The 23,066-nt window shown below is 54.3% G+C and carries 19 protein-coding genes; 14 read left to right on the top strand and 5 right to left on the bottom strand.

The window, feature by feature from the left end; translation table 11 throughout:
- Nucleotides 1-8 precede the first annotated feature (8 nt).
- The 6 genes from NBH12_RS06275 to NBH12_RS06250 are packed head-to-tail and all read left to right on the top strand — an operon-like array spanning nucleotide 9 to nucleotide 10,302.
- Entirely contained in the window at nucleotides 9-3,620 is a 3,612-nt protein-coding gene (locus NBH12_RS06275) for an SIR2 family protein (RefSeq protein ID WP_250819288.1), read from the top strand.
- Nucleotides 3,617-5,155 (top strand): ATP-binding protein, encoded by a 1,539-nt coding sequence (locus tag NBH12_RS06270; RefSeq protein WP_250819287.1) that lies wholly within the window; start codon nucleotides 3,617-3,619, stop codon nucleotides 5,153-5,155. The genes NBH12_RS06275 and NBH12_RS06270 overlap by 4 nt, the downstream gene beginning before the upstream one ends.
- Entirely contained in the window at nucleotides 5,148-7,793 is a 2,646-nt protein-coding gene (gene pglZ, locus NBH12_RS06265; protein WP_065452545.1) for a BREX-1 system phosphatase PglZ type A, read from the top strand. Before NBH12_RS06270 ends, pglZ begins: the two co-directional genes overlap by 8 nt.
- A gap of 42 nt (nucleotides 7,794-7,835) precedes the next feature.
- Nucleotides 7,836-10,040, top strand: a complete 2,205-nt coding sequence (brxL, locus tag NBH12_RS06260; protein ID WP_106628755.1) for a BREX system Lon protease-like protein BrxL — start codon at nucleotides 7,836-7,838, stop codon at nucleotides 10,038-10,040.
- 35 nt (nucleotides 10,041-10,075) lie between these two features.
- On the top strand, nucleotides 10,076-10,216 hold the full coding sequence (locus NBH12_RS06255; protein WP_250819299.1) for a hypothetical protein: 141 nt from the start codon (nucleotides 10,076-10,078) through the stop codon (nucleotides 10,214-10,216).
- The gene (locus NBH12_RS06250; RefSeq protein WP_236715760.1) at nucleotides 10,159-10,302 is read left to right on the top strand and encodes a DUF1829 domain-containing protein; all 144 of its coding nucleotides are present in this window, start codon (nucleotides 10,159-10,161) and stop codon (nucleotides 10,300-10,302) included. Before NBH12_RS06255 ends, NBH12_RS06250 begins: the two co-directional genes overlap by 58 nt.
- Nucleotides 10,303-10,413: 111 nt before the next feature.
- Here NBH12_RS06250 and NBH12_RS06245 read toward each other — a convergent pair whose 3' ends face one another.
- Nucleotides 10,414-10,845 carry an EamA family transporter gene (locus NBH12_RS06245; protein ID WP_232781804.1) on the bottom strand — a complete coding sequence of 144 codons (432 nt, stop codon included), beginning with the start codon at nucleotides 10,843-10,845 and terminating at the stop codon, nucleotides 10,414-10,416.
- A 232-nt stretch (nucleotides 10,846-11,077) separates the two neighbouring features.
- On the opposite strand from NBH12_RS06245, the gene NBH12_RS06240 reads away from it, so the two are divergent.
- The 3 genes from NBH12_RS06240 to NBH12_RS10845 all read left to right on the top strand — a co-directional run bounded on the left by NBH12_RS06240 (nucleotide 11,078) and on the right by NBH12_RS10845 (nucleotide 13,528).
- Nucleotides 11,078-11,716, top strand: a complete 639-nt coding sequence (locus NBH12_RS06240; RefSeq protein WP_052792442.1) for a plasmid pRiA4b ORF-3 family protein — start codon at nucleotides 11,078-11,080, stop codon at nucleotides 11,714-11,716.
- Between the two features lie 81 nt (nucleotides 11,717-11,797).
- On the top strand, nucleotides 11,798-13,369 hold the full coding sequence (locus NBH12_RS06235) for an SWIM zinc finger family protein (protein WP_250819286.1): 1,572 nt from the start codon (nucleotides 11,798-11,800) through the stop codon (nucleotides 13,367-13,369).
- A gap of 33 nt (nucleotides 13,370-13,402) precedes the next feature.
- Nucleotides 13,403-13,528: a hypothetical protein gene (locus NBH12_RS10845; RefSeq protein ID WP_260678482.1), complete on the top strand. Its 126-nt coding sequence runs from the start codon at nucleotides 13,403-13,405 to the stop codon at nucleotides 13,526-13,528.
- Nucleotides 13,529-13,932: 404 nt separating this feature from the next.
- Here NBH12_RS10845 and NBH12_RS06230 read toward each other — a convergent pair whose 3' ends face one another.
- From NBH12_RS06230 to NBH12_RS06220, 3 genes are all read right to left on the bottom strand, one after another.
- Nucleotides 13,933-14,868 (bottom strand): alpha/beta hydrolase, encoded by a 936-nt coding sequence (locus NBH12_RS06230; RefSeq protein WP_052790794.1) that lies wholly within the window; start codon nucleotides 14,866-14,868, stop codon nucleotides 13,933-13,935.
- Between the two features lie 74 nt (nucleotides 14,869-14,942).
- Nucleotides 14,943-15,452, bottom strand: coding sequence for a macro domain-containing protein (locus NBH12_RS06225; RefSeq protein ID WP_003829298.1), 510 nt, complete (start codon nucleotides 15,450-15,452; stop codon nucleotides 14,943-14,945).
- Between the two features lie 20 nt (nucleotides 15,453-15,472).
- The gene (locus tag NBH12_RS06220) at nucleotides 15,473-16,216 is read right to left on the bottom strand and encodes a metallophosphoesterase family protein (protein ID WP_014483769.1); all 744 of its coding nucleotides are present in this window, start codon (nucleotides 16,214-16,216) and stop codon (nucleotides 15,473-15,475) included.
- A 299-nt stretch (nucleotides 16,217-16,515) separates the two neighbouring features.
- Between NBH12_RS06220 and tenA the strand changes: the two genes are divergently transcribed.
- Together tenA and NBH12_RS06210 are read left to right on the top strand one after the other, a co-directional pair.
- A complete protein-coding gene (tenA, locus tag NBH12_RS06215; protein ID WP_164463578.1) occupies nucleotides 16,516-17,250 on the top strand; it encodes a thiaminase II in 735 nt (244 codons plus the stop codon).
- An 8-nt stretch (nucleotides 17,251-17,258) separates the two neighbouring features.
- Nucleotides 17,259-17,480 carry a hypothetical protein gene (locus tag NBH12_RS06210; protein WP_014483767.1) on the top strand — a complete coding sequence of 74 codons (222 nt, stop codon included), beginning with the start codon at nucleotides 17,259-17,261 and terminating at the stop codon, nucleotides 17,478-17,480.
- Nucleotides 17,481-17,945: 465 nt separating this feature from the next.
- Here the strand turns inward: NBH12_RS06210 and NBH12_RS06205 are convergent, their stop codons facing one another.
- On the bottom strand, nucleotides 17,946-18,650 hold the full coding sequence (locus tag NBH12_RS06205; protein WP_032734810.1) for an alpha/beta hydrolase: 705 nt from the start codon (nucleotides 18,648-18,650) through the stop codon (nucleotides 17,946-17,948).
- A gap of 84 nt (nucleotides 18,651-18,734) precedes the next feature.
- Between NBH12_RS06205 and NBH12_RS06200 the strand changes: the two genes are divergently transcribed.
- From NBH12_RS06200 to metE, 3 genes are all read left to right on the top strand, one after another.
- A complete protein-coding gene (locus tag NBH12_RS06200) occupies nucleotides 18,735-19,805 on the top strand; it encodes a tRNA (adenine-N1)-methyltransferase (protein WP_052828900.1) in 1,071 nt (356 codons plus the stop codon).
- An 88-nt stretch (nucleotides 19,806-19,893) separates the two neighbouring features.
- Nucleotides 19,894-20,451, top strand: coding sequence for a SixA phosphatase family protein (locus NBH12_RS06195; protein ID WP_003833304.1), 558 nt, complete (start codon nucleotides 19,894-19,896; stop codon nucleotides 20,449-20,451).
- Between the two features lie 248 nt (nucleotides 20,452-20,699).
- Complete coding sequence (metE, locus tag NBH12_RS06190) at nucleotides 20,700-23,003, top strand: 5-methyltetrahydropteroyltriglutamate--homocysteine S-methyltransferase (RefSeq protein WP_003833305.1); 2,304 nt, start codon at nucleotides 20,700-20,702, stop codon at nucleotides 23,001-23,003.
- Nucleotides 23,004-23,066: the final 63 nt, after the last annotated feature.

Below are 23,066 nucleotides of genomic sequence, written 5' to 3'. Positions count from 1 at the left end.
GTCAGCTTATGTGGATCACGGCAGATGTAAATATTCCTCAACAGTTACTCGACGCCGCCACGAAGGATGAAGTGGTTTTCTTTGTCGGCGCGGGAGTTTCATTTAATCCTCCCTCCAATCTGCCTTCTTATGAGCAGTTAGCTACAAAGCTTGCTGAAGAGGCAGATGAGCCTCTCCCTCATAATGGTGAGCAGTTGGATCGTTTTATTGGGATGCTGCCTGATAATTTTAATGCTCACAAGCGAACTAAAGATCTCATGCGTGGTGATGATATTCATTGCAATTCCACGCACGAAGCTATCGTCAGACTCGCTAGTAGCGTAAAAACTCCGCGCATTGTGACAACAAATTACGATCTTCTCCTTGAGGAAGCTGCGCAAAAGCAGAATTGTGATTTAGGCAGAAGCTATTATGGACCGGCTGTCCCCATCGGCAGCGATTTCTCAGGATTGTTGTACTTGCATGGTTCAGTGGATAGCCCTGATCGCGAAATAGTCCTTGACGATAGGGATTTTGCTCGGGCTTACCTTTCAGAGGGCTGGGCGGCACGTTTTCTACTTAAGCTATTTGAGACATACACGGTTGTATTCATTGGCTACAGCTTTGGCGATGTCATTATGCGATATCTTGCATTGGGCATTTCGTCCCACGCCAGACCTCGGTACATTTTCCTCTCTGAGGAGGATATGGACGGAAGAGATAATGAATGGCAACATAATGGAATTATTCCAATTCCCTATCCTGCTGCTAATGGGCATCATGCGTTAGTTGAAGCGCTAACCGCTTGGACTGATTATATATCCTCGGACTACAATGCCTACAAAAAACGTTTACCGGGCATTATCGAAAATGGCGTTCCGAAGGATGCTGTTGATCTTGACTATGTTAGGGCTGCGTTATCTACAGATGAAGGAGCGCAATGTTTTGTTGACATTATTGAAAGGGAAGAAGGTCAGAAAAAAGCAGATAAATCGAAGATAAAGAGGGAATGGCTGTCTTGGGTGATGAGTCCGGATGTTCTCCGGGAAATTTTTACGGAAAGAGATCCAAAAACTCAGAATGAAATAATCTTACTGAATTGGTTTATTACCAGTTTTGTGCAAAGGCCGGAAGAACTGGATTTCGTACTACATGTGCTTTGCAAACTGCAGTCATCAATGTCTAACTGGCTATTCGAACGATTGCATGAGTGTGTCAGCTATTGTATCAGTCAGAATGGTAGACGCGATTTAGTTCCAGCTTTTACGGTTTTAATGACTTCCATGCAGGGCCATTCCGCTCCATGTGCTCTTGATGAATTTGATTTCTCATCCATTTACAATTCAGATGTCTCTCCTCAAATATTGTCTCTCGCTATTCGTCCTTATCTGAAGCTGGCGATGCCTTTTTGGGGGAATGGTATAAGGCCTAATGCAGAGATTGTATGGTCTTGCGACAAGGTAGAGAAAAATAATAGTGAGTTTAGTTTGGAAACGGAGGAATTCGTATCTTTTGCCGAGTCTGGTTTGCAAAGGGCAAGCGCTTTATTGCAGGCTTATCAGGGTGGAGATGAATACTCTCATTTGAGTAGGCCATCGATAGAACCTAGCGATCAGAACATGCATGTATCTGATTTGCAATCAATGTTTATTGATATTCTCCGTAATTATGCACATGCTCATAAAGATCAGCAGGATGAACTGATACATCGGTGGTGGAACAGCGGATCTGCACTTCTCAAACGTTTGGCGATCAATACTATTGCTTTTTCGGATTGGGATGCGGATCGTAAAGTCAATTGGATCCTCGATCAAGACTATCTGTTTGATGTAGACGCCCATCATGAAGTCTATACGGTTCTTGAAGTATCTGCTCCCGGCTTGGGAGAGAACTCAAAGATAAAAATACTGGAATATTTGAGGAATAAATTCAATTTTCTTAAGGAAAGATATTCTGACGAACGAACGGCGCTTTATGGGCAGTTCGATGTTCTTCAATGGCTTCTTAGGAATATGAATGGTGATATGGATAGTTGGCCTGAAGCTTGGCAATGGGCAAACGAGCTTGCCCAGAAACATGGTTTTTCGCCGCGCGAACATGCTGATTATTATGCTTATGCTGAAAGTGCTCATATCGTAACTACCGGAATCAGCAATGAACGCTTTATTGATCTTCTGACACATGAGCCCTCGATAATTGAAGAGAAGATGTTTGCTGGGCAAAATAAGATAGGCGAATTTGGTTTTACAAGCATAGAGTTGTTTAATCAGCAAATTCGTGAAGTTGTTGCGCATAATCCTCAAGTGGGATTAACACTCTGGGAACTTGTTAACCGGCATGAAGAGCATGCCTCGGTGCAGTATCGTTGCTCTATTATTCGTGGCTGGGGCATGGCGTTACTTGATGATTGTCGAGATTCAATTCTTGATTTGTTGAGGAATCTATTGCCGAAAGTGAATCAAGATGAAGTGAATGCAATATCAACTTTTCTGAACATGCAAATGGATCAGGGGAAGACTACAATCACTGAGAAAATGTTGCAAGTGATGAGTGACTTTGCATTGCAACTTTGGAACGAACATAGTGGAGCATTTACTTTAAGCAATGGTCAGCAATGGGAAAATGATCCTGTTACATGCTCTTTAAATTGTTGGCCTGGCGAACTTGCATATTTCTGGATAGAAAGAATACGTTGGCGGTATATTCATGATCCTGGTTCTTGGAATGGATTTGATGCTGATGAAAAAGATGCGATTCATCATTTCATCGAAGATGAAGGTGATTTTTCGCGCCCTGTTTGGACGGCATTACTTGTAAATATCAATATGCTTCACTCTCTTGATAATGAAGATGTGGAGAGTTGGCTATTTGATCTGATGGGAAAAGCAGGTACAGAATTTATTTGGAATTCGATACTTCCCAATCCGAATTTTAATATTCGACTTATTGATATTGTTTTCTATAAAAGTTGTATTGATGAGTTCGAATACTTATCCCATCTGAGCGAGTATAAAAGACAGAGTTTCCTTTTGCAAGTATTTAGGATGATAACCTATGGCGAGCTAAAAGAGAAGCAAAGAACCAGGCTTCTGTCCAAAGTCGTGACGGTTGAGAATGGCGCTTATGCGGCTTTGTTTATGGATCAGGTTGCTTGGGCTTTTGAATTCCGATTAGATTCCAAAGACAGAGATATGGTATGGGATCTGTGGCTTCATCAATTTATTGAAGATCGTCATGCCGGCAAAGGGCGGAATTGGGGTGAAGAAGAGCGAGTTGCTTTTGCTAAGCTGGTTCCCCTCTTGGGTGCGCATCTTAAGGAAGGAGCGGAGTATCTTTCTGACAGTTTCCCGAAGGTTACGGGATATGATCTCAATGAAATTATCATGCTTGACAATATTGACTGCATTCCGCAAGAGTGCGCAGAAGCTTTTATAGCATTTTACATGCGTTTATTTATGCAGCCTGGTGTTTTCCATGTGTGGAAAGCAGGAGAATTATTGCAGAAACTGGCTAATAAATTCGGAATGGACAAAGTCAGTTCTTTAGCATCTTTAGCAAAAGAAAAGCGTATCATTCCAGATACTTGGAATTTTTCTCCAAAGAAAGAAATACATAGCGATGGCAAGGAGGGCGAAGCATGAGCATTGAGACATTGTTGAATGGCGAATCCAAGAATGTGGAGTACAAACTCACGCCTCCCTCCAGGAGTATTAACTACACCAAAACCGCGGTGGCGTTTGCCAATGGGCAGGGTGGTTGCTTGGTGTTCGGCGTCGAAGACCAGACGCTTCGCGTGGTGGGCATTGCCGAAGACAAAGTGTTTACGGTGATGGATTCCATTTCGGACGCCATCGTCAATAGCTGCGAGCCGCTGATTATTCCCGACATCACCATGCATGATGTGAACGGCAAGACGGTTATTGTGGCCGAGATCGCTCCCGGCTTGCAGCGTCCGTACCATATCAAGTCGCTCGGCCAGGAACAGGGAACATTCGTTCGCGTAGCTGGCACCACGCGTCAAGCAGACCAGCCCACCATTCGGGAGCTGACCATTGAAGGCAGCAATCGGAGCTTCGACCAAGTACAATGCCTCGGATTGTCCGTAACGGAAAAAGACATTGAAGCACTGTGCGCAAGTCTGACAAAAACCGCGAAGAACAACGCCGAAGACCCCGCAAAAGTCAAAACGGTTACGGAGAAACAGTTGCTGCAGTGGGGTGTGCTGGCAGAGCAAGACGGGCAATTGGTGCCTACCAACGCCTATGCGATTCTCACTGGTAATACGGCCGTCCGGTCCGTGGTGCAATGCGGAGTGTTCAAGGGAACCACCAAAGCTGTGTTTGTGGATCGGCGTGAGTTCACGGGCACTCCGCAGGAGCTTATTGAGGAGTCCTACCAGTATGTGCTGCGTAACATCCATATGGGCGCCCGATTCAAGGGCGTGTACCGGCAGGACGTGTACGAGATTCCGCCGGATGCCATTCGAGAGCTGATCGTCAACGCGATAGTGCATCGCAGCTATATCGACCATTCAAGCATTCAGATCGCAATCTACGATGATCGATTGGAAATCACTTCGCCCGGGCGCTTGCCGCTGGGACAGACCATTGAACGCATGAAGCAAGGTTATTCGAAGATCCGCAACGAAGCATTGGCCTCTGCTTTTGAATACATGGGCTATATCGAACATTGGGGGAGCGGCATCCTGCGCGTTCTGCAGGAGGTACGTGATGCCGGATTGCCTGAACCGGAATTCCTTGGCGGCGATACGGATCTGCGCATCAATATCTATCGCAATGGCTCAGAGACAGGTTCTGATGACGGGATTGTGACGGGATTACGACGGGATTCGCTTTCTGATGACGGGATTGTGACGGGATTACGACGGGATTCGCTTTCTGATGACGGGATTGCGGAAGAAACAACTTCCAAAACGAATGCTGCTCCGAATGCCACTATTACAGTGCTTCCATCCCAGAAAGAGCGTATTCTTGATGCGCTGCGTAAGAATGTGAGTATTTCTATCTCTGACGCCATGCGGATACTGGGTGTGCAGGAAAGGCAGGCTCAACGAATATTGAAGAGCCTAATAGAGGAAGGCAGTGCAGTGAAAATTGGTGCTGCTCGTGCTACTCGATACGCTGAAGCGAAGAAAAGGACAGAACCGCATGAGTGAGGATAGCCAAGTAACAAGACTGCTCGCTAAACGTTTCAGCCAGCCGGGCGAACGCGGGCGCATCGTATTTTGGCGCGACGATAAGAAGCAGTACGTGGATGATGTGGCAACATTGGTAGGCGAGTGCGCCACCGATGAGATACTGCGTGAGGTTGAACTCATCACTCCGGAAATCGGCGATGAGAACGACAGACGGTACATTCCGTTCACGGTGCGCTACCGCATGTTCCACGAGCAGCCAAATCAAAAATTCCTCGTATATCTGACGGAGCCGGCCCCGGCAGATCAGGACAACTGGCTGTTGGATTTGGAATTGGCGTACGGTCCCACGTTCACCATGGACAAACTCGCCGTGACGCTCACGGAAACACTGCCGGAAGCTTCCGCCGACACGCGAAACGTGTGGTTGGAAGTGATGAAGCGTGTGCCGAAGTTCTTCGACAGTGAAGAACGCGCCAAGCGCTTCGCGAAACGTCTTAACGCACATGACGACGCTACCGATTTCCAAGCGAAGATGATCGCCACGTTGCTGCAACTGAAAGATGATCGGCACAGCATGCAAGACATCTGGGCTGAGCTACTTACGCAATATTCGCAGGGTGACGATTCTGGCATCACCGCGATTGAACGCATGGGATTAAGCACGTTCCATTGGACTGGTACACGACGCATTTATCGTTTTGATGTGGATGCCGATGCCGGCAGCGAACCGACGGTGAAGGACTTCGTGCTATGGCTGTTCCAGCTGGCATGGAATGGATTCTCCGATGGCAGGAACGCCGTCTCCACTTATGCGAACATTATTCGCGACTGGGACGACTGGTATAAGAACATCGACATGCGCACGGTACTGCAGAATCTTTCCGAGGACGCCGTGGAAGAATTGCAACTGTCCACTCGAATCGCCGATATGAGTGTGGAGGAGCTTGCCGACCGGGACCTGTTCCGCGACGTGGACGAGATGATCGTCAACAAGCTGTTCGAACGGTTGGGTTCGCAGTCCATTACAGACGACCAAGTGCAACGGATCATCAATGGGCGCAAGCAAAAGCTCTGGTATGCAGAATATACCGACCAATATGAGTGCATTGCCGCAGCAAGCAGGCTCCGTGCCGTTCTGGCTGAATGCGGTGAACTCATCAGCACCATCAGCTCACCGGAACAAGGGATGAAGCTGTATGCCGAAAAGCTGTACAAGGCCGACGGCGCATACAGAAGATATGTGCTCGCATGGCATCGCGCCAACCCGGATGCGGTGAGCGTGGACGATGATTTGCAAAGCGCCTACGAGGCATATCAGCAGGATCTGGGTCAGGCATGGCAAAAACAAGTCGATACGCTTAGCCAATGGAAGTTCATAGACATGGACGCGCAAACCAATTTCTATGAACGTGAAATCGCGCCGACCTTGAAGGCCGGCAGAAAAATCGCCGTGATCATTTCCGATGCGCTACGTTACGAGGTTGCGCAGGAACTGTCCGAACGCATCGACAGGGAAAGCCGTTTCAGTACGAAACTGAACATGCAATACAGCGTTCTGCCATCCTATACACAACTTGGCATGGCGGCGTTGCTGCCGCACGGCTCGCTCGAGTTCGACGGCAAAGACCGTTTGTATGTTCTGGCTGATGGACGCAGCACCAAAGGAATTGAAGCGCGCACCGCCATTCTTTCGGCCGTAGGCGGCAAAGCGATTAGATATGACGATTTGACAAAGCTGAAAGTCAGCGAAATCAAAGAACTATATAAATCCTGCAACGTGTTGTATGTGTATCACAACCATATCGACGCCACCGGTGATACGGAGAAAACGGAATCGGAAACAGTGGACGCATGCGAGAAGGCGTTCAAGGAACTGGGCGAAGTAGTCAAAAAACTTGCCAGCGGTAACGTCCATAACATGATCATCACCGCGGATCACGGATTCCTCTATCAGGACCGAGATTTGGACGGTACGGAATGGTTGAGCGAACAGCCCAAGGGCGATGCGGTATGGGTGAGAAAGCGGCGATTCTCCATCGGATCCAATCTTGCTCCGGGTCGCGCGTTCGTGACATTCAATGCCACGCAGATAGGAATGGACGATGCTCGGAATGAAGGCATAAGCGTTCAAGTGCCGAACTCCATCATGCGCTTGCGCATGCAGGGCGCCGGTGTGAAGTATGTGCATGGAGGAGCAGCATTGCAGGAAATCGTCGTTCCTGTGCTGCATGTCAGTAAGGGGCGTTCCGCGGCCGACGATGTGAGGGCTGTGGAATTCACTATTCTGCAACGAACCGACAGGCTTTCCAGCAGACAGTTGACTGTGGAATTCTTCCAGAACGAGCCCGTTGGAGGAAAAATCCGCGCACGTACCGTATTGGCCGGATTGTGGGGGCGCGATACGGCAGGCAATGATGTGCTCATCTCCAATGAGACGCCGGTCGCCTTCGATCTGCTTGGGCAGGAGAAAAGCGAACGCCATGTGACGGCTACTCTCATGCTGACCAGTGACGCGGAACGATTCAATGGAACGAATATCGAACTGCGCCTGCGTGAGAAGACAGATGGGTCAAACGTGCTGGTCATGCTTGACCAGAAGGCACGATACTTCTTCAAACAGGGCGTGGTGGCCGACGATGCCGGATTCTTCGACTGAATTGGATGAGCACAGAGGAAAGCGACCGTAAGGGGTAACACAATGAATGAGCAGGGTATGAGCCAGAACGGTTGGATTGAAAGTCCTGAACACAACACGGATGGGAATTCCCTGACCGCGTTGGACGCTAAGATCACTGATATGTTCCCCGGGGTCACCGTCCGCAAGGATCTGGTGAACAAGGTCAAGGGCAATGCACTGGTGCCTTCATATGTGCTGGAGTTCCTGCTCAGCGCATATGCCACGAACACCGACCAGGCCAGTATCGAGTCGGGTGTGGATCGAGTGCGTGCCATTCTTGCAAACAACTATGTGCATCGCGAGGAAGCCAATCTTATCCAGTCGAAAATCCGTGAGAAAGGCAGCCATAGGATTATCGACCGTGTACAGGTGGCTCTTAACGAGAAGACCGACCTGTACGAGGCGACGTTCTCCAATCTCGGTATCAGCCAGGTGATTGTCGATCCGAGCCTTGTAAAAGCTTATCCGAAACTGCTGGTGACGGGCATCTGGTGCATGTGTCAGATCGGTTACGCATATTCCGGCGACCCGCGCGAAGTACCATGGCAGTTGCTGCAGCTCAAGCCTGTGCAGATGTCGCGTGATGATCGCGAAAACTACATGCAGCAACGTTCGCAATTCACCGATAGCGAATGGATCGATCTGCTGATGCAGTCCATTGGGTTCAATCCCGATCTATTCTCCGACCGGGCGAAACTGCTTCATCTGGTACGCATGGTGCCGTTTGTGGAGCGCAACTACAATCTGGTCGAACTCGGGCCGAAAGGCACCGGCAAATCGCACATCTACTCGGAATTCTCACCGCACGGCATGCTCATATCCGGCGGGGAAGTGACAGTGGCCAAACTGTTCGTGAACAATTCCAATGGACACTTGGGGCTTGTGGGCTATTGGGACACGGTGGCTTTCGACGAGTTCGCGGGCAAGGCCAAGAAGGCCGGCCGGGACTTGGTGGACATCATGAAGAACTACATGGCCAACAAGTCGTTCTCCCGTGGTGTCGAGACGTTCCAAGGCGAGGCGAGCATGGCGTTCGTCGGCAACACCTCGCATAACGTGCCGTACATGCTGAAAAACTCTGACCTGTTCGAAGAGCTGCCGAAGCAATACCATGATCCGGCGTTTCTGGACCGCATCCACTTCTACCTGCCGGGTTGGGAGTTCGAACAGATCCGTTCTGAGATGTTCACCAGCGGATTCGGATTCGTGGTCGACTATCTGGCGGAGATTCTGCACAACCTGCGCGATGCCGATTACAGCGACCGGTTCGAAAAGTATTTCGAACTGTCTTCCACACTGTCCACGCGAGATAAGGACGGCATCAAAAAGACGTTCTCCGGATTGATGAAGCTCATCTACCCGGACGGCAAGGCCACTCCCGAACAGATGGAACCGTTGCTGCGTTGCGCCATCGAGGGCCGCAAGCGTGTCAAGGACCAGCTGTGCCGCATCGACTCCACCATGGAGGAAGTCGAGTTCACTTACAAGCGTGTGAGCGATGGCGAAGTAGTCGCCGTGCAGACGTTGGAGGAGCTTGACTACCCGCAGTTGTATTGGCGTGGGCGTGTAGCTGAGAACTCGGAAGATGAGGGAGAGGCGGAATCGTCTGTTGCTGGTGATGCCGAGGCAATTGCGGGTAATGAAGCCGGTGCTTCTGAGAACGTCAATGCCTTGCCCGTAGCGCGGCAGCAAGAAACAGCTACGATGACTCCAGTCGAGCGTCTTGCGGCAAAGGCCGACGGAAAGCAGTGGGAACTGGTCGAAAACCAACGTGGAATCACGTATTACAAATTGTTCGGGCCATATTTGGCTGGTGCGAAGAAAATTGTTGTAGAGGATGCGTATGTGCGTAAGCCTTATCAGCTGCGTAATCTGGCCGAGTTCTTGGAAATGCTGCTCAGATGCAAAAATCCCGATGAGGATGTGGCCGTTCATCTGGTGACCGGACATAATGATCCTGAATTCGTGGATGCGCAGGTAAATGGTTTGGACGAACTGGTATCGACGTTTTCGCAGTTGGGCGTGAACCTTACCTACGAATTCAGAGACACTTTGCACGACCGTTCCATTACTTCGGATACCGGTTGGCAGATTCTTCCCGGCCGCGGGCTTGACATCTTCCAGAAGTTCATTGATGGAGACTGGCTTAACCCATTGTTGCGCCACCAGCAGCTTCGCCGCGTTAAGGAATGCAAGGTCACGTATAGGCGAATTGATGAGAAATGAGTTGATTTAGGTCTCAGGAGGTAAGAAGAAAGACAATGATGAATTGGACGGATGCGGTTCAGGCGATTTGTGCCATTATAAGTACAATTGGCGGCATTGGTGCACTTGGCGTTAGTGCATGGCAAATTTGGTTGTTTTCCTCAATGATTCGGATCGGCGCATTGACAATCAGCTAATAACCGCTTTGGAAAAGTACAATGCGTATCCCATTAAGTGGAGTGAGCGGGAATTTAAGGAGAACTTGTACAAGCTTGCTTCGTGAGTGGTGCTTGTGGCTTTGGTCGGGAGCGAGGTTTCTGCTGTTTGCCGTGTCGACCTCCCCTCAGTCGCCTACGGCGACAGCTCCCCTCGGGGAGGGGAGTTGAGGAAGCGCTTAACGAGCATAGGGCTTCAGCCGCTCCCAATACGCCCGAATCGCGCCGAACGAATACACCGCGATCGCGACCCAAATCACCATGAACGCCGCATAGCCCTGCGCGCGCATCGGCTCGTGCAGCAGGAGCACGGCCACACAGAACTGGATCAGCGGGTTGAGATATTGGATGAAACTCACGGTCAGGTAATGGCTGTGCTGCACGCCGTAGGAGAACGTGGCCAGCGGAATCGCGGTGGGCAGGCCGGAGAACGCCACCAACAGCGCGACCATGGCCGCCAACGTGGCGACCAAACGATACGCGAGCACGCTGATGGCATTCATACTGGACAGCGTGCGCCAGTACAGCGGCAGCACGCCCCAGCCGATATTGGACACGAGCGGCGCGGCTATCCCCATTCGCGTCTGCTCGACGGTACGAACCGAAGTCACGTCTCACCACCATAGCGACTGATCACATGAGTGTCCCGCACCTGGTCACATGGCATATTGGACTTGCTGATGATGAACAGTACCGGTTATTGTTAGAGTCTCTTCCACAGGACACGGAGATTGAACAGATGATTCGGCCTTTTCTGAGGGCGCGAATCAGATTCGTAACGCAGTGGTTTGCCCCAGACTCTGTTACGGTGATAATAACTTCATCGTTGATAAGGGAGTCTTCATGGCAGGCAATGGCAACACGGCATTTCGTTTCCGAGTCACTTTGCACCTTGACGGGCGTGAATGCTGGCGGGAGATTCTGGTGCCGGCATCATTGACGTTCTTCGATTTGCATGCGGTATTGCAGGAATGCTTTATGTGGTACGGCGAGCATCTGTTCTGCTTCTGCGCCACATTTCCGAATGGGAAGCAGGTGCAAGTGGAAGAATTGTGGGGAGAAGAGCCCTCATACCATGAGGCGAAATACGAACAATATATGCCGGTGGAGCCGTTGCCGGAAGTTCGCATTGCTTCGGAAACCGAGCTGGGCGACGTGTTTCCCAAGGCGCGTACCGCTCGCTATTACTACGATTATGGTGACGATTGGATCCATGATATTAAGCTGCTGCGTACCTACCGCAGCGTGCACGTTGCGGATCCTCAGCTTTGGGATGGGGCGGGGGATGCGCCTCCGGAGGATGTCGGCGGGGCGTATGGGTTCGAGCGGTTCCTTGATACCTTGGGCAATCCCGAAGATGAAGAACATGATGGCACGGTTGAGTGGGCCGAGGACCAGATGTGGGATCGTTTCACGCTGAACCGCCATCGTGAGCGTCTGTTCCGTTGGCACAAGCACCGTGACATGATGTTGCATGGGTGATGCTGAACAGATGATAGCCGAACTGCATTAGGCTACTACGTCCCACACCGTAATGTATGACCAATCATTAGGAGGCCCGTCATGACTGCCCATTTCGACGAGTTCGAAGAGGAGATGACCTCCCGCAGCCTGGAACGAGCATATGATTACGTGGACGAGCATAGGATCGGTGGGTTAGAGGAAGTGTCGGCCGGACTATTCCACGCCGAAGTGCACGGTTCTGAACTCTACGATGTCGATATTCGACTTCGTGACAACGATATCGTGTTCGCATCCTGCACCTGCCCCTACGACCATGACGGATACTGCAAGCATATTGGTGCGGTGCTCTTGACGTTGCGTGATTACAAACACGGCGGTAATCATCAGCAGAACGTGACACACGATGCGATGATTGCAAAGCAGGACGACTCTCGGCCAGACATACCCGTAGCAGCAAATCCTCTCGCATCGAAACCTGAAGTGTTCAATCGAGTGCTGCAACATATTCGAGAACGAGTGGGACTGCGCAAATCAGAACGGTGGACGCCCGCTCAGCATTTCTATCTGGTTTGGAATCAGGACAAAATCAATGCCATCGTGACTGCGAATCCGGCAATCGCGAGCGGCATGGAACCATTGATGCCCGAAAGCACCGTGGATCGCGTCATGGAATCTCCCATGCGGCGACATCTCGGCAAGGACTACGGCTGGAAATTCGAATGGGGAGATGCCGCCATAAACGGCGTGATGGCCGTATTCGAGGAAGCAGAACAATCGAACGACTATCCGCTGGCCATGAGACGCATGTGCGCGGCTTTGCGAAAAACAGTGTGGTTCGCGAGACAAGTCGATGATGAAGAGGGTGCGCTACAGACATATATCGAACACCTCAATGAGCGGATCCTCGCTTATACGTATGCCGCGGCACCAATCGTTACAGGCGAGCAAGCGCAGCAGATGCTGATTGCAGCGTTGAGATTCATACGTGATACCCCTATGGTCGAGATGCTGTTTTGGCCGCACACGCCGCTGGAATGCGTCATCCCATTCGCGGATATTCACGCACGAGGTACGGCGGACGTAGAACAGATGGAGCATCAGCCCCGCGAGATCGGCACGACCTCGTTCATGTGCCGCACCTATGCGCAGTCCACATTGAATGTTGCCCGGCAATTCCTTCATGACAAGAAGGGGGATTCCATTGACGGCCATCGAACGAACCTGACCGATTACGATTGGGATGCCGCGCAAAAGCATGCGGGGTATTGGGAGCTCACCGTTCAACTGCCGCATGGCGAGCTTACCATGCTGGAGGCCTGCTATGAACGACTGAACGATGAGAACGGCATCAAACAATTATATGAGTACTACGTCGCTCACAGTGATTCAGTGGCGGACGAACGTTGCATTCCCATCCTCAAATCGATGGTCGACAAATCGGGCTGGCCTCAAAGCGTTCAGAACATCCTGCGCAACTATCATGAGCATGATTTCGGTGGGAAAGTCCTTGCACGACTCATGACTGAAGAGCGCCTATCCGATGAGGCCTTGACCTTAGCCGGGCAGCGGCCGGAACTTCTGCGTGACTTGCTCAAGCCCATCAGCCTCAATCACAGCGCGGAAGCAGAACGACTGATCAGAAAGCAGCTGCCGCTGGATCGCGATCCGTAACAGGGAAATCGCAACGAATAACGATTCGTTGCCATGTGGATCGAGCAATATCGCAACGTTTTCGGACTCGACCAAGCCAAGGCTCTCGCCAAGGAGATCATGGCAAAGTACCCGAGACGGTATGCACTCAAAGAGGAAATCGGCCGCGTGCATAAGTAACTTACTTATGCCAAAACATTCTAACACTACTCCGACGATGCTCGCCACCGCGGCCACAAGAATGCACGCAATACCGAATACGCGCAGCGCGCCGCCTTTGACCTGCGCATTCGGGCGGAAGAAAATACACCACCAAATCAGATACAGTGCATGACCCCACATCAGCTGCCGCGAACGGCTAAATCTGCCGAGTTCACCGAGTTCACCGGCCCTATTAAGTCCCTCAACTCCATCAATCGCCGTCTGACCCATCACATCACGCTTCATACACATTGCCGATTGACAGTCCTAGAACACAGTCTAGAACTGTCATGGTATGTTCGCGCAGATAGGGGCTCCAACAAAATTGGCTAAAAGAGAACTCGGCAACCTATAAAAAGGACGCGCCCGTGTGCCTTTACCGTTCAGCTCCTCTCACGAATGAAATCGAAAATCACGTCGAAGACCTGCTGGCTCCAGAAATCGTACTCATGTTCGGCGCCGTCGACCAGGACCAGTTGTGCGTCCACGTCGTGCTCGACCAGTCGGTCGCGCATCTTGACGGACTGATGGTAGGGGACCACGGTGTCGGCGGTGCCGTGCAACAGGAGCATCGGTGGATACTGCCGGCCGTCCCGCACCTGCAGGTAGGGACTCATGTCAGCCGCACGCTGACGGACCTCGGCATTGATGCCGGTCTCATGGGTCGCGCCCACCACGGCCGCGAACGGGCCGAAATAATACAGCCGGAATGGATTGGTCTCATCGTCGAATGCGTCGACAGCTTCAAGCATGTCGGTGGGCGGGAAGCAACTGACCACGTACTTCACCGCATCGCTCTCATCGGTATTGGTGCCGTCCTCATACCGCGGATCGTCGGCGGTCAGCCCCACCAACAGTGACGTGTTGCCGCCGGACGACGTGCCCCAGATGCCGAGGCGGTCGGGGTCCACGTGCCATTGACGCGCGTTTGCCCTGAGATAGCGGATGGCTGCTTTGACGTCCTCGAGATATGCGGGGAACACGTCGTGGGGATCGCTCGAGGCATCGCGATGATTCACCGTGGCCACCACAAAGCCTTCGCGGGCCAAAGCCGAGAGCTGCGGGATCTCGTAGTCGCGATGCGGCGTGGTCCAGGCGCTGCCTTGCACGAATACCACGGTGGGGTAGCGGCGGTTATCGTCATCGCCGGTGGATTGCGGGGCGATGATATCCATTACCAGATCATCGGCCCCGGTCTTGTACGCCACGTTGCGGGTCAGCGAGGCCAGCCCGGCAAGCGTGGGATTAGATGGAATATGGATGGCACCGTCCGAACCAGTGACGTTTTCGGCGGCTTTGGATGAGTCGATGGTCTGCATGGAATCCCCCTGGTTCTGTTGCAATACAGGACATCATACAGATGATACGAGGCCGATCGCTGATGATCGCTCGACTACCGATACAACGCCAGAAATACGGAACAATCGGAGTCTCCTACGCCCTGCTCGGACTGTCCGCCTGAATGATTGCGATTGTTGGTGGCGAGAAACGCGTGTATCTCATCCCTAGCTACCGCGAGCGCTGCATCCCGCGGATAGCCGTAAATCCCGGCGGAAATCAGCGGGAATGCGATGCTTCCGCAGCCGAGCGACACAGCAAGCTCCATCGAATTGCGATAACAGGCGCGCAGCAGTTGTTCCTCACCGGCATCACCGCCCTGCCAAATCGGGCCGGCGGTGTGAATCACGTATCGGGCGGACAATGCGAAGCCTGGTGTCGCTACCGCGCAACCGGTGAGAATAGGGGAAAGTCGGTCACAGGCCTCCTGCATATCCCGAGCTCCCGCCGCACGGAAAATCGCGCCGCACACGCCGCCGCCCATCAATAACCGCGTGTTCGCCGCGTTAACAATCGCATCCACCTGCATGGTGGTGATGTCCTGATGCACAATTCGCAGTGGCATGACTGCTATCCCTTTATTCTTTAGAACGACGGCATATCAAGCGACGGTGCTTGACCTGTCGGGCTAGCCGATGCGCTGCCATCGTCATGTTCGCGGAACCAATCGATAACCTGCGCCTCGCTCACCGGCATCAAGTCCCATGCATCCAATCCGACGTTCAGAGCCTCCGGACGGGCCCCATCGGGCGAAAGCTGATGCGTGTGACCATACAGCAGCTTGCGACCGTCAAACGGCAGGGCCTTACCGCTGAACTTTGCCACATCGTCGGGCCAGCTGTACGACAAATCCTCCCGATATGGGAAGTGGGACAGATTCACTATGCCAAGTCCCTCGATTTCGACCGTATCGTTCGGCTCAAGGCTCTCGAACAGGTTGAGTGCGGGCCGATCTTCAAGCCACCAATCATCGTGATTGCCGATCACACCATGCAAATGCTTGCAATTGAGCGCGCGTAGACAGTTCTTCAAATGCGTCAGTGACGTGCGAAAACCGATGTCGCCCAGAATCCACAACTCATCGTCCGGCCCGACCATCGCATTGATATTGTCCACGATCGCTTTGTCGTGAGCATCCGTATCGGCTGCCGTGCGGAACGTCGGCCCCGAGTCCAGCGTCGTCTCCTTGGCCCAATCCTCAGCGGCTTTGCGACCATGCGCGCGCAGTATTTCCTCATAGCTTGAGCGCGTTGGATCGAATGTCGTAAAACCTCGTAGCACGGTGACCAGCGGATGCCCGAAATGCGTATCGGTGGTGAAATACTTCATTGACGGTCCTCCTGCGGTGCTGTCCTTGCCGCAACCGGTGCAAGGACATTACGAATGACTCCATCCTAAGTCCATAAGCGCCATGTGAGGAGTCGCAAGGATGGCCATCAGCCCGTGTCTGTTCGTGTTGCCATAATAAGGCGCATTGCAGGGGAACCCGTGAACCAAGCCGATACCAGCCGAGCCGGTACGGGGCCATTCGTGCCGAGACCGAATCAATCGCCGACATGCGGGTTGAGAAAAGGCATAAGGCCTGACCCTTGGAGCCTGTTGGCCAACACCATCGGAGGGAGCAAATGATGACTTTTGACGCCACCGCGTTCGGCCCGATCACCTTGGACCATCTGCCGCCGTTCGCGCAACGACTGCGCGAGGCCGCCAACTTGGTCTGGGAGGAGGGATACCGGCAGCCGTTCCTGCGCGAGCTGGGCAACGGGACGCTCGATCGCGAGCGCTTCGCATTCTATCTGCTGCAGGACTACCGTTACCTAAACGACTACGCCAAGGTCCACGCTCTGGCCCTCACCAAAACCCAGGATCCCGAAGTCATGCGGTTCATGGCCGACGTGCAGAACGGTATCTTCAATGTGGAGTCCGCGATGCACCGCAAATACATGGCAAGCTACGGCATCAGCGAGCAGGAAATGAACTCGGTTCGTCAGTCCGCGTTCGCCCGCGCCTACACATCGAACATCCTTTCGATCGCATATGGCAATCCTTTAGTCGATGTTCTCGTGGCCGTGCTGCCCTGCGCATGGGTGTACGCCGACTACGGGCAGCGTCTCGCCGCCGAATTCACGGACACGCTTGATTCCAACCCGTACAAGAGCTGGGTGGACATGTACAAAACCGAGGAGTTCTGGAGCAGCTCCGCATGGCTGATCGAACATATCGAGCAGTTGACCGAACACCTGAGCGCAGAACGCAAGGACGAACTCGTGGACGTCTTCGTGACCGGCGTGCAGAACGAATACATGTTCTGGTCGAGTGCCTACGACATGCAGTACACATGGAAGCCGGAATGGGATGTGTGAGGAACACGATGGATGAGCGGTGGGCGCGTGCCCTGCGTGCCAAAGGCATCAATGTCGGAGAGGGCAGTCAACACGGCTCCAGCGATAAGACGGAAACAGGGAAATTCCTCGAATCCAAAATCGTTGCGGCTAAGGGCAAGTCCCGACAGGCAGCGGCGAATACCGTATCTCGCGCCACACCATTCAAAGCCACCGGACATAAGGACGGCATCAGTCGGCAGGGGAATTGACCCTGTTGCGGGACTGTTTCGAGATGGATGGGCTCGAGATGGGTGCAGCCAATGGGCTACTCCAGCTTCAAGGGGCTGATTGCGTGCTTTCCGGAGGTCTATCTCCGTTTCAAGGGGCTGATGCCCAAGTAGATGGAGGGCAAAAACGGCGGAATGACGTGGGCATGAGGATGTTATTATGCTTCGTCCGGAGGATGACCAGCCCCTTGAAACGGAAGTAGACCTCCGGAACGGTTCAGATCAGCCCCTCGAAACGTGTGTTGCAAATTAAAACGCCGGTAACTCGGTTCAGAGAGGTACATTCGGCGCTTTGCAGAATGGTAACTGCCTTCGAAGAGGTACTTTGTTCGCGAAACCATGAGTATAATCGGTCAGACACCAACGCCATTCCGCCGTCTCTGAGCTGCTTCCACTTGGCTCGGTACCCCTTTGAACGGAGATATCCAATATCGGGCTATGCCGACATCATATTGCGCGCAGAAAATCACGAATATCAGCAATTTCCTCGTCGCAAATGGCGTGAGCCATGTCGGGATACTCTCGATAGGTCAGAAGCCCGGCCCGTTCAAGGACCTGATGGGCCGTCTGCTGGTCGGGCGCGGGGATTGTGCGGTCATACGCGCCATAGGCCAGAAAAAATCGGGTAAGGGAGTCAAGCGCCGCCTGCTCCTCGCCCATGAACGAAGGGCTGAGCAGAATCGCCGAATCGAACACGGTCGGATACGCCTTGACCAGACGGTACGACAGGTAGCCGCCTTGGGAGAACCCGATAAGAATCTTCTTACGATTTGCAAACGCTGAGGCGTCCAGCAACGAGGTCACCGCTTCGCCGACCGCCGCGCATTCCCGTTGCCGTTCCTCCACGCCGCAGCCGTCCGGATACCAGTAATTGCCGCCCATGTAAGGCCTTGGATAGGTGGCGCGGAATGAGATGTAACTCGGCCCGGTCTCACCATGTGCGGATTCAGCGTGATTGACTGAGTAGTCGGAATCAGCGAAATCAGAGGAACCAACGGGAGCGGACGAAAGTGATAAATCCGTATGGAACCGTGCCGGCGCATATACAGCGTCGAGAATCCGTACCATTTCGCTCTCATCGTTGCCATACCCGTGAAACATCAAGAAAATCGGGTCGTCGCCGCCGGCATTGATTCGGCTCGTCATCTGCAGTCGCATCGTCATCACCTCACTCAACGAGCTTACATGCATTAGACTTGTATCGTTTGACCGACCAAGAACACGCAAGGAGCAATCATGGGGCCGAGGCGCGGGGCGCTGACCGCAGGCGAGAAGGTGCAGTTCACCGACCGCAAGGGTAAGAAGATCACCGATCAGCTGGTTGCCGGCGGCTCCACACAAACCGAGCATGGCTTGATTCTGCACGATGATGTGATCGGCAGGATCGAAGGCACGGTCATCCTCACCGTACACGCCAAACGAGAGGCGCAGGTCAATCAGGTCTACCCCGAAAAGGACAGGAACAAGCCGTGGAAGTCCTCGCGCGCTATCGGCGGCTGGGAGTATGCGGTGATGCGCCCACGTCTGGCCGACTACGTGCTCTCCATGCCGCGTGGCGCGCAGATCATGTATCCGAAAGACATCGCCCAGGTCATCCAGCTTGGCGACATTCGCTCCGGCATGCGCGTGCTGGAATCCGGCGCCGGCTCGGGGGCGATGAGCGTCAACCTGCTGGACGCCGTAGGACAGGATGGCCACCTGACCACCATCGAGCTGCGCCCCGAATTCGCCAAGGTGGCCCAGGCCAATGCCACGCTGTACTATGGCGAGCATCCGCAATGGTGGGACCTCAAAACCGGCGACTTCGATTCCGTGGCCGCCGAACTGCCCGAACATTGGTTCGACCGTATTATGCTCGACATGCTCGATCCGTGGAACAGGCTCGAACAGGCCTATCGCGTGATCGCCCCCGGCGGCGTGCTGGTCAGCTACGTAACCACCACCACGCAGATGAACCGACTGGCCGAAGCCCTGCGCACGGCCGGCTGCTGGACCGAACCGCAGATCCAGGAAACCCTCGAACGCACATGGAAGGCCCAAGGCCTCGCCGTACGCCCCGACCACCAGATGATCGGGCACACTGGTTTCCTTGTCATTTCGCGCGCCATGGCCCCCGGCTTCGAGGCACTGCGCAAACGCGACCGCGTGACCAAGGACACGTCCACCGACATCGACTCCCTCACCGAAGAGCAGCGCGAAGCCCAGATCGAAGAGCTGGAACTGCGTGATATCTCCGATCACAAACTACGTAAGGTGCTGCGCGATCTCGACCGCCAGGTCGGCCAGCTCGCCGACACCGACGAATAAGCGCCGAATGATGGGTCGCCGGCCGTTTCGACGGCCCTATACTGGAAGCAATACAGGGCCGAGCAGCGGTTCGTGAAGGGAGCCACGGATGGGCATCAAGCTGAACAAGGTCGCCAAGGCAGCCAAGGAATATGACCATGTCCTCATCATCATGAGGCATGCCAAGGCTGAGCCGTTCGGAGGCAAGGGCGATGTCGAGCGTGAGCTCACCGAGAAAGGCCTCAAACAGGCCAAAGCCGTGGGCAAGGGTGTCGAAGCGCTGGGATTGGTGCCCGACCGGATTTCCTGCTCGTCCGCCACCCGCACCCGGCAGACGCTGGATCGCATGCTCAAGACGTTCGGTGACAAGCCGATCGTCGATTATCGCATCAGCCTGTATGACGGGGGAGTGCAGGCCGTGTTCGACGAACTCGCCCACGTCAAGGACAAGACCCATGTGTTCATGATCGTCGGCCATGAGCCTACCGTGTCCATCAGCGCGCAATGGCTCGCCTCTGCCGACTCCGATTCGGAACGTCTTGATCTGCTGAATCTGGGTCTTTCGCCGTCCTCCATCGTGATTATGGGCTCAGATAAGCCGTTCGATGAATGGCAGGTGCACAGTGGCGAACTGCTCGCCGTCATCAATGCGAAGGACTTCGACTGATTCCATCGCGTCGGCTGGTTTCCATGGTCCGGTGCCACCGGTGATGATGAGGCAAGTCCGCCAGCAATCTGGCGGACCGTTCGTGTTTTCCGGCATGAGGTGTAGTCTCGGCTTTACGCGATGACGCGAGGCCAGTACATGATGCTATAAGTTCCATCTATAACGACACTCTACGATCATTTATAAGCTGTGAATCCGGGCGTTTTGCTACCCTAAGTCGGGTTACGAACGCTTACATTGGAGGATTCATGTCCACTCTGACTTCCGTCTCCGGCTTTCCCCGCATCGGGCAGAACCGCGAACTGAAGAAGATCATCGAAGGCTACTGGAAGGGCGCCAACGACCTGGCCATCGTCAAGGCCACCGCCGCCGAACTGCGCGCCAAGCACTGGAAGCTGCAGCAGGCCGCCGGCATCGACCTCATTCCCAGCAACGACTTCAGCTACTACGATCAGATGCTGGACACCGCCATCCTCCTCAACGTGATTCCGAAGCGTTACGAGCGTCTCGCCTTCGATAACCAGGAGGACACGCTCTTCGCCATGGCCCGCGGCTACCAGGGCGACAAGGGCGACGTGACCGCACTGCCGATGAAGAAGTGGTTCACCACCAACTACCACTATCTGGTGCCCGAAGTCGAGTCGGCCGCGGAGATCAAGCTCAACTCCACCAAGCCGTTCGACGAGTTCAACGAGGCCAAGGCGCTGGGCATCGACACCAAGCCCGTGTTCATCGGCCCGTACACGTTCCTCAAGCTCGCCCGCACCCCGGAAGCCACCGAACTCGAGCTCGACAAGGGCCTGGTCAACGCCGTGGCCGCCGTCTACGTCGAAGTGCTCGCCAAATTCAACGAACTCGGTGCCGCATGGGTCCAGCTTGATGAGCCGTACCTCGTGCTCGACAAGGAGCCGGGCGATGTTGAACTCTTCAAGACCCTGTACACCAAGATCCTGTCCGCCAAGGGCAACGTCAAGGTGCTGCTCAACACCTACTTCGGCCACATCGCCGACGTGTACGAGACCGTCAACCTGCTCGGCTTCGACGGCATCGGCCTGGACCTCAACGAAGGCCGCGAGGAGAACCTCGAAGCCGTCGCCAAGTACGGCGTGGCCTCCAACACCACCATCTTCGCCGGCGTGATCAACGGCCGCAACATCTGGCGCAACAACTACGCCACCTCCCTCGGCCTGGTCGACGCCCTGAAGCAGGTCACCGCCAACGTGGCCGTCTCCACCGCATCCTCCCTGCTGCACGTGCCGTTCAGCACCGAAGGCGAGACCGGCATCCCGGCCGAAGACCTCAAGCACTTCGCGTTCGCCGTCCAGAAGCTCGACGAGCTCAAGGAAGTCGCCGCCCTGGCCGACGCCACCGAGGACGAGAAGAAAGTCTCCGCCGCCCTCGCCGCCAACCAGGCTCTGTTCGACGGCACCCGCGTGGCCGCCGACCCGGCCGTCGCCGAGCGCATCGGCAAGCTGTCCGACGCCGACTACGTGCGTCAGCCTGCCCGCGAGGAGCGTCAGGCCCTGCAGCGCGAGGCCCTCGGCCTGCCGCTGCTGCCGACCACCACCATCGGCTCCTTCCCCCAGACCAAGGAGATTCGCGCCGAGCGCGCCAAGCTGCGCAAGGGCGAGGTCACCAAGGAAGCCTACGACGAGTTCATCAAGGCCCAGATCGACACCGTCATCAAGAAGCAGGAGGATATCGGCCTCGACGTGCTGGTCCACGGCGAGTTCGAGCGTAACGACATGGTCGAATATTTCGGCCAGAACCTCAACGGCTTCCTGTTCACCAAGAACGCTTGGGTTCAGTCCTACGGCACCCGTTGCGTCAAGCCCCCGATCGTCTGGGGTGACGTGTCCCGCGCCAACCCGATCACCGTGGAATGGTCCGCGTACGCCCAGTCCAAGACCGACCATGTAATGAAGGGCATGCTCACCGGCCCGGTGACCATCCTCAACTGGTCCTGGCCGCGCGAGGACATCACCCACGAGGAGCAGACCAAGCAGCTCGCCCTCGCCATCCGCGACGAAGTGCTCGATCTCGAGGCCGCCGGCATCAAGGTCATCCAGATCGATGAGGCCGCCCTGCGTGAGAAGCTGCCGCTGCGCAAGTCCGACTGGCACGTCAAGTACCTCGACTGGGCCGTTCCGGCCTTCCGTCTGGTGCACTCCGCCGTCAAGCCGACCACCCAGATCCACACCCACATGTGCTACTCCGAGTTCAACGACATCATCCGCGACATCGACGCGATGGATGCCGACGTGATCTCCTTCGAAGCCTCCCGTGGCGATCTGGTGGTGCTCGACGCCATTCACGACGCGCACTTTGAGACCGAGGCCGGCCCGGGCGTCTACGACATCCACTCCCCGCGTATTCCTTCCGAGAAGGAGATCGAGGATCGTGTCTACGAGATCCTTGACAAGATGGATGTCAGGAAGGTGTGGATCAACCCCGACTGCGGTCTGAAGACCCGTGGCAACGCCGAAACCTGGCCGAGCCTTGAACATCTGGTCGCCGCCGCCAAGGCCGTGCGCGCCAAGCTCGAGAAGTAGGACCTTATGAGGCCCCCGCTGGCGGGGGCTGTCGCCACAGGCGACTGGAGGTGGTAATGACGC

Origin of the sequence: Bifidobacterium sp. M3-N-101, assembly GCF_023656805.1 — a bacterium.
Lineage (GTDB): Bacteria > Actinomycetota > Actinomycetes > Actinomycetales > Bifidobacteriaceae > Bifidobacterium > Bifidobacterium breve.
Note: the sequence above shows the minus strand (reverse complement) of the source record. Positions and strands in the feature narration are given on the sequence as shown.

Bases quoted from the DNA above. Each gene is read 5' to 3' on its own strand.
- NBH12_RS06275 (WP_250819288.1), top strand. From the start codon at position 9: ATGTGGATCACGGCAGATGTAAATATTCCTCAACAGTTACTCGACGCC.
- NBH12_RS06270 (WP_250819287.1), top strand. From the start codon at position 3,617: ATGAGCATTGAGACATTGTTGAATGGCGAATCCAAGAATGTGGAGTAC.
- pglZ (WP_065452545.1), top strand. From the start codon at position 5,148: ATGAGTGAGGATAGCCAAGTAACAAGACTGCTCGCTAAACGTTTCAGC.
- brxL (WP_106628755.1), top strand. From the start codon at position 7,836: ATGAATGAGCAGGGTATGAGCCAGAACGGTTGGATTGAAAGTCCTGAA.
- NBH12_RS06255 (WP_250819299.1), top strand. From the start codon at position 10,076: ATGATGAATTGGACGGATGCGGTTCAGGCGATTTGTGCCATTATAAGT.
- NBH12_RS06250 (WP_236715760.1), top strand. From the start codon at position 10,159: ATGGCAAATTTGGTTGTTTTCCTCAATGATTCGGATCGGCGCATTGAC.
- NBH12_RS06240 (WP_052792442.1), top strand. From the start codon at position 11,078: ATGGCAGGCAATGGCAACACGGCATTTCGTTTCCGAGTCACTTTGCAC.
- NBH12_RS06235 (WP_250819286.1), top strand. From the start codon at position 11,798: ATGACTGCCCATTTCGACGAGTTCGAAGAGGAGATGACCTCCCGCAGC.
- NBH12_RS10845 (WP_260678482.1), top strand. From the start codon at position 13,403: ATGTGGATCGAGCAATATCGCAACGTTTTCGGACTCGACCAAGCCAAG.
- NBH12_RS06230 (WP_052790794.1), bottom strand. From the start codon at position 14,868: ATGCAGACCATCGACTCATCCAAAGCCGCCGAAAACGTCACTGGTTCG.
- NBH12_RS06225 (WP_003829298.1), bottom strand. From the start codon at position 15,452: ATGCCACTGCGAATTGTGCATCAGGACATCACCACCATGCAGGTGGAT.
- NBH12_RS06220 (WP_014483769.1), bottom strand. From the start codon at position 16,216: ATGAAGTATTTCACCACCGATACGCATTTCGGGCATCCGCTGGTCACC.
- tenA (WP_164463578.1), top strand. From the start codon at position 16,516: ATGACTTTTGACGCCACCGCGTTCGGCCCGATCACCTTGGACCATCTG.
- NBH12_RS06210 (WP_014483767.1), top strand. From the start codon at position 17,259: ATGGATGAGCGGTGGGCGCGTGCCCTGCGTGCCAAAGGCATCAATGTC.
- NBH12_RS06200 (WP_052828900.1), top strand. From the start codon at position 18,735: ATGGGGCCGAGGCGCGGGGCGCTGACCGCAGGCGAGAAGGTGCAGTTC.
- NBH12_RS06195 (WP_003833304.1), top strand. From the start codon at position 19,894: ATGGGCATCAAGCTGAACAAGGTCGCCAAGGCAGCCAAGGAATATGAC.
- metE (WP_003833305.1), top strand. From the start codon at position 20,700: ATGTCCACTCTGACTTCCGTCTCCGGCTTTCCCCGCATCGGGCAGAAC.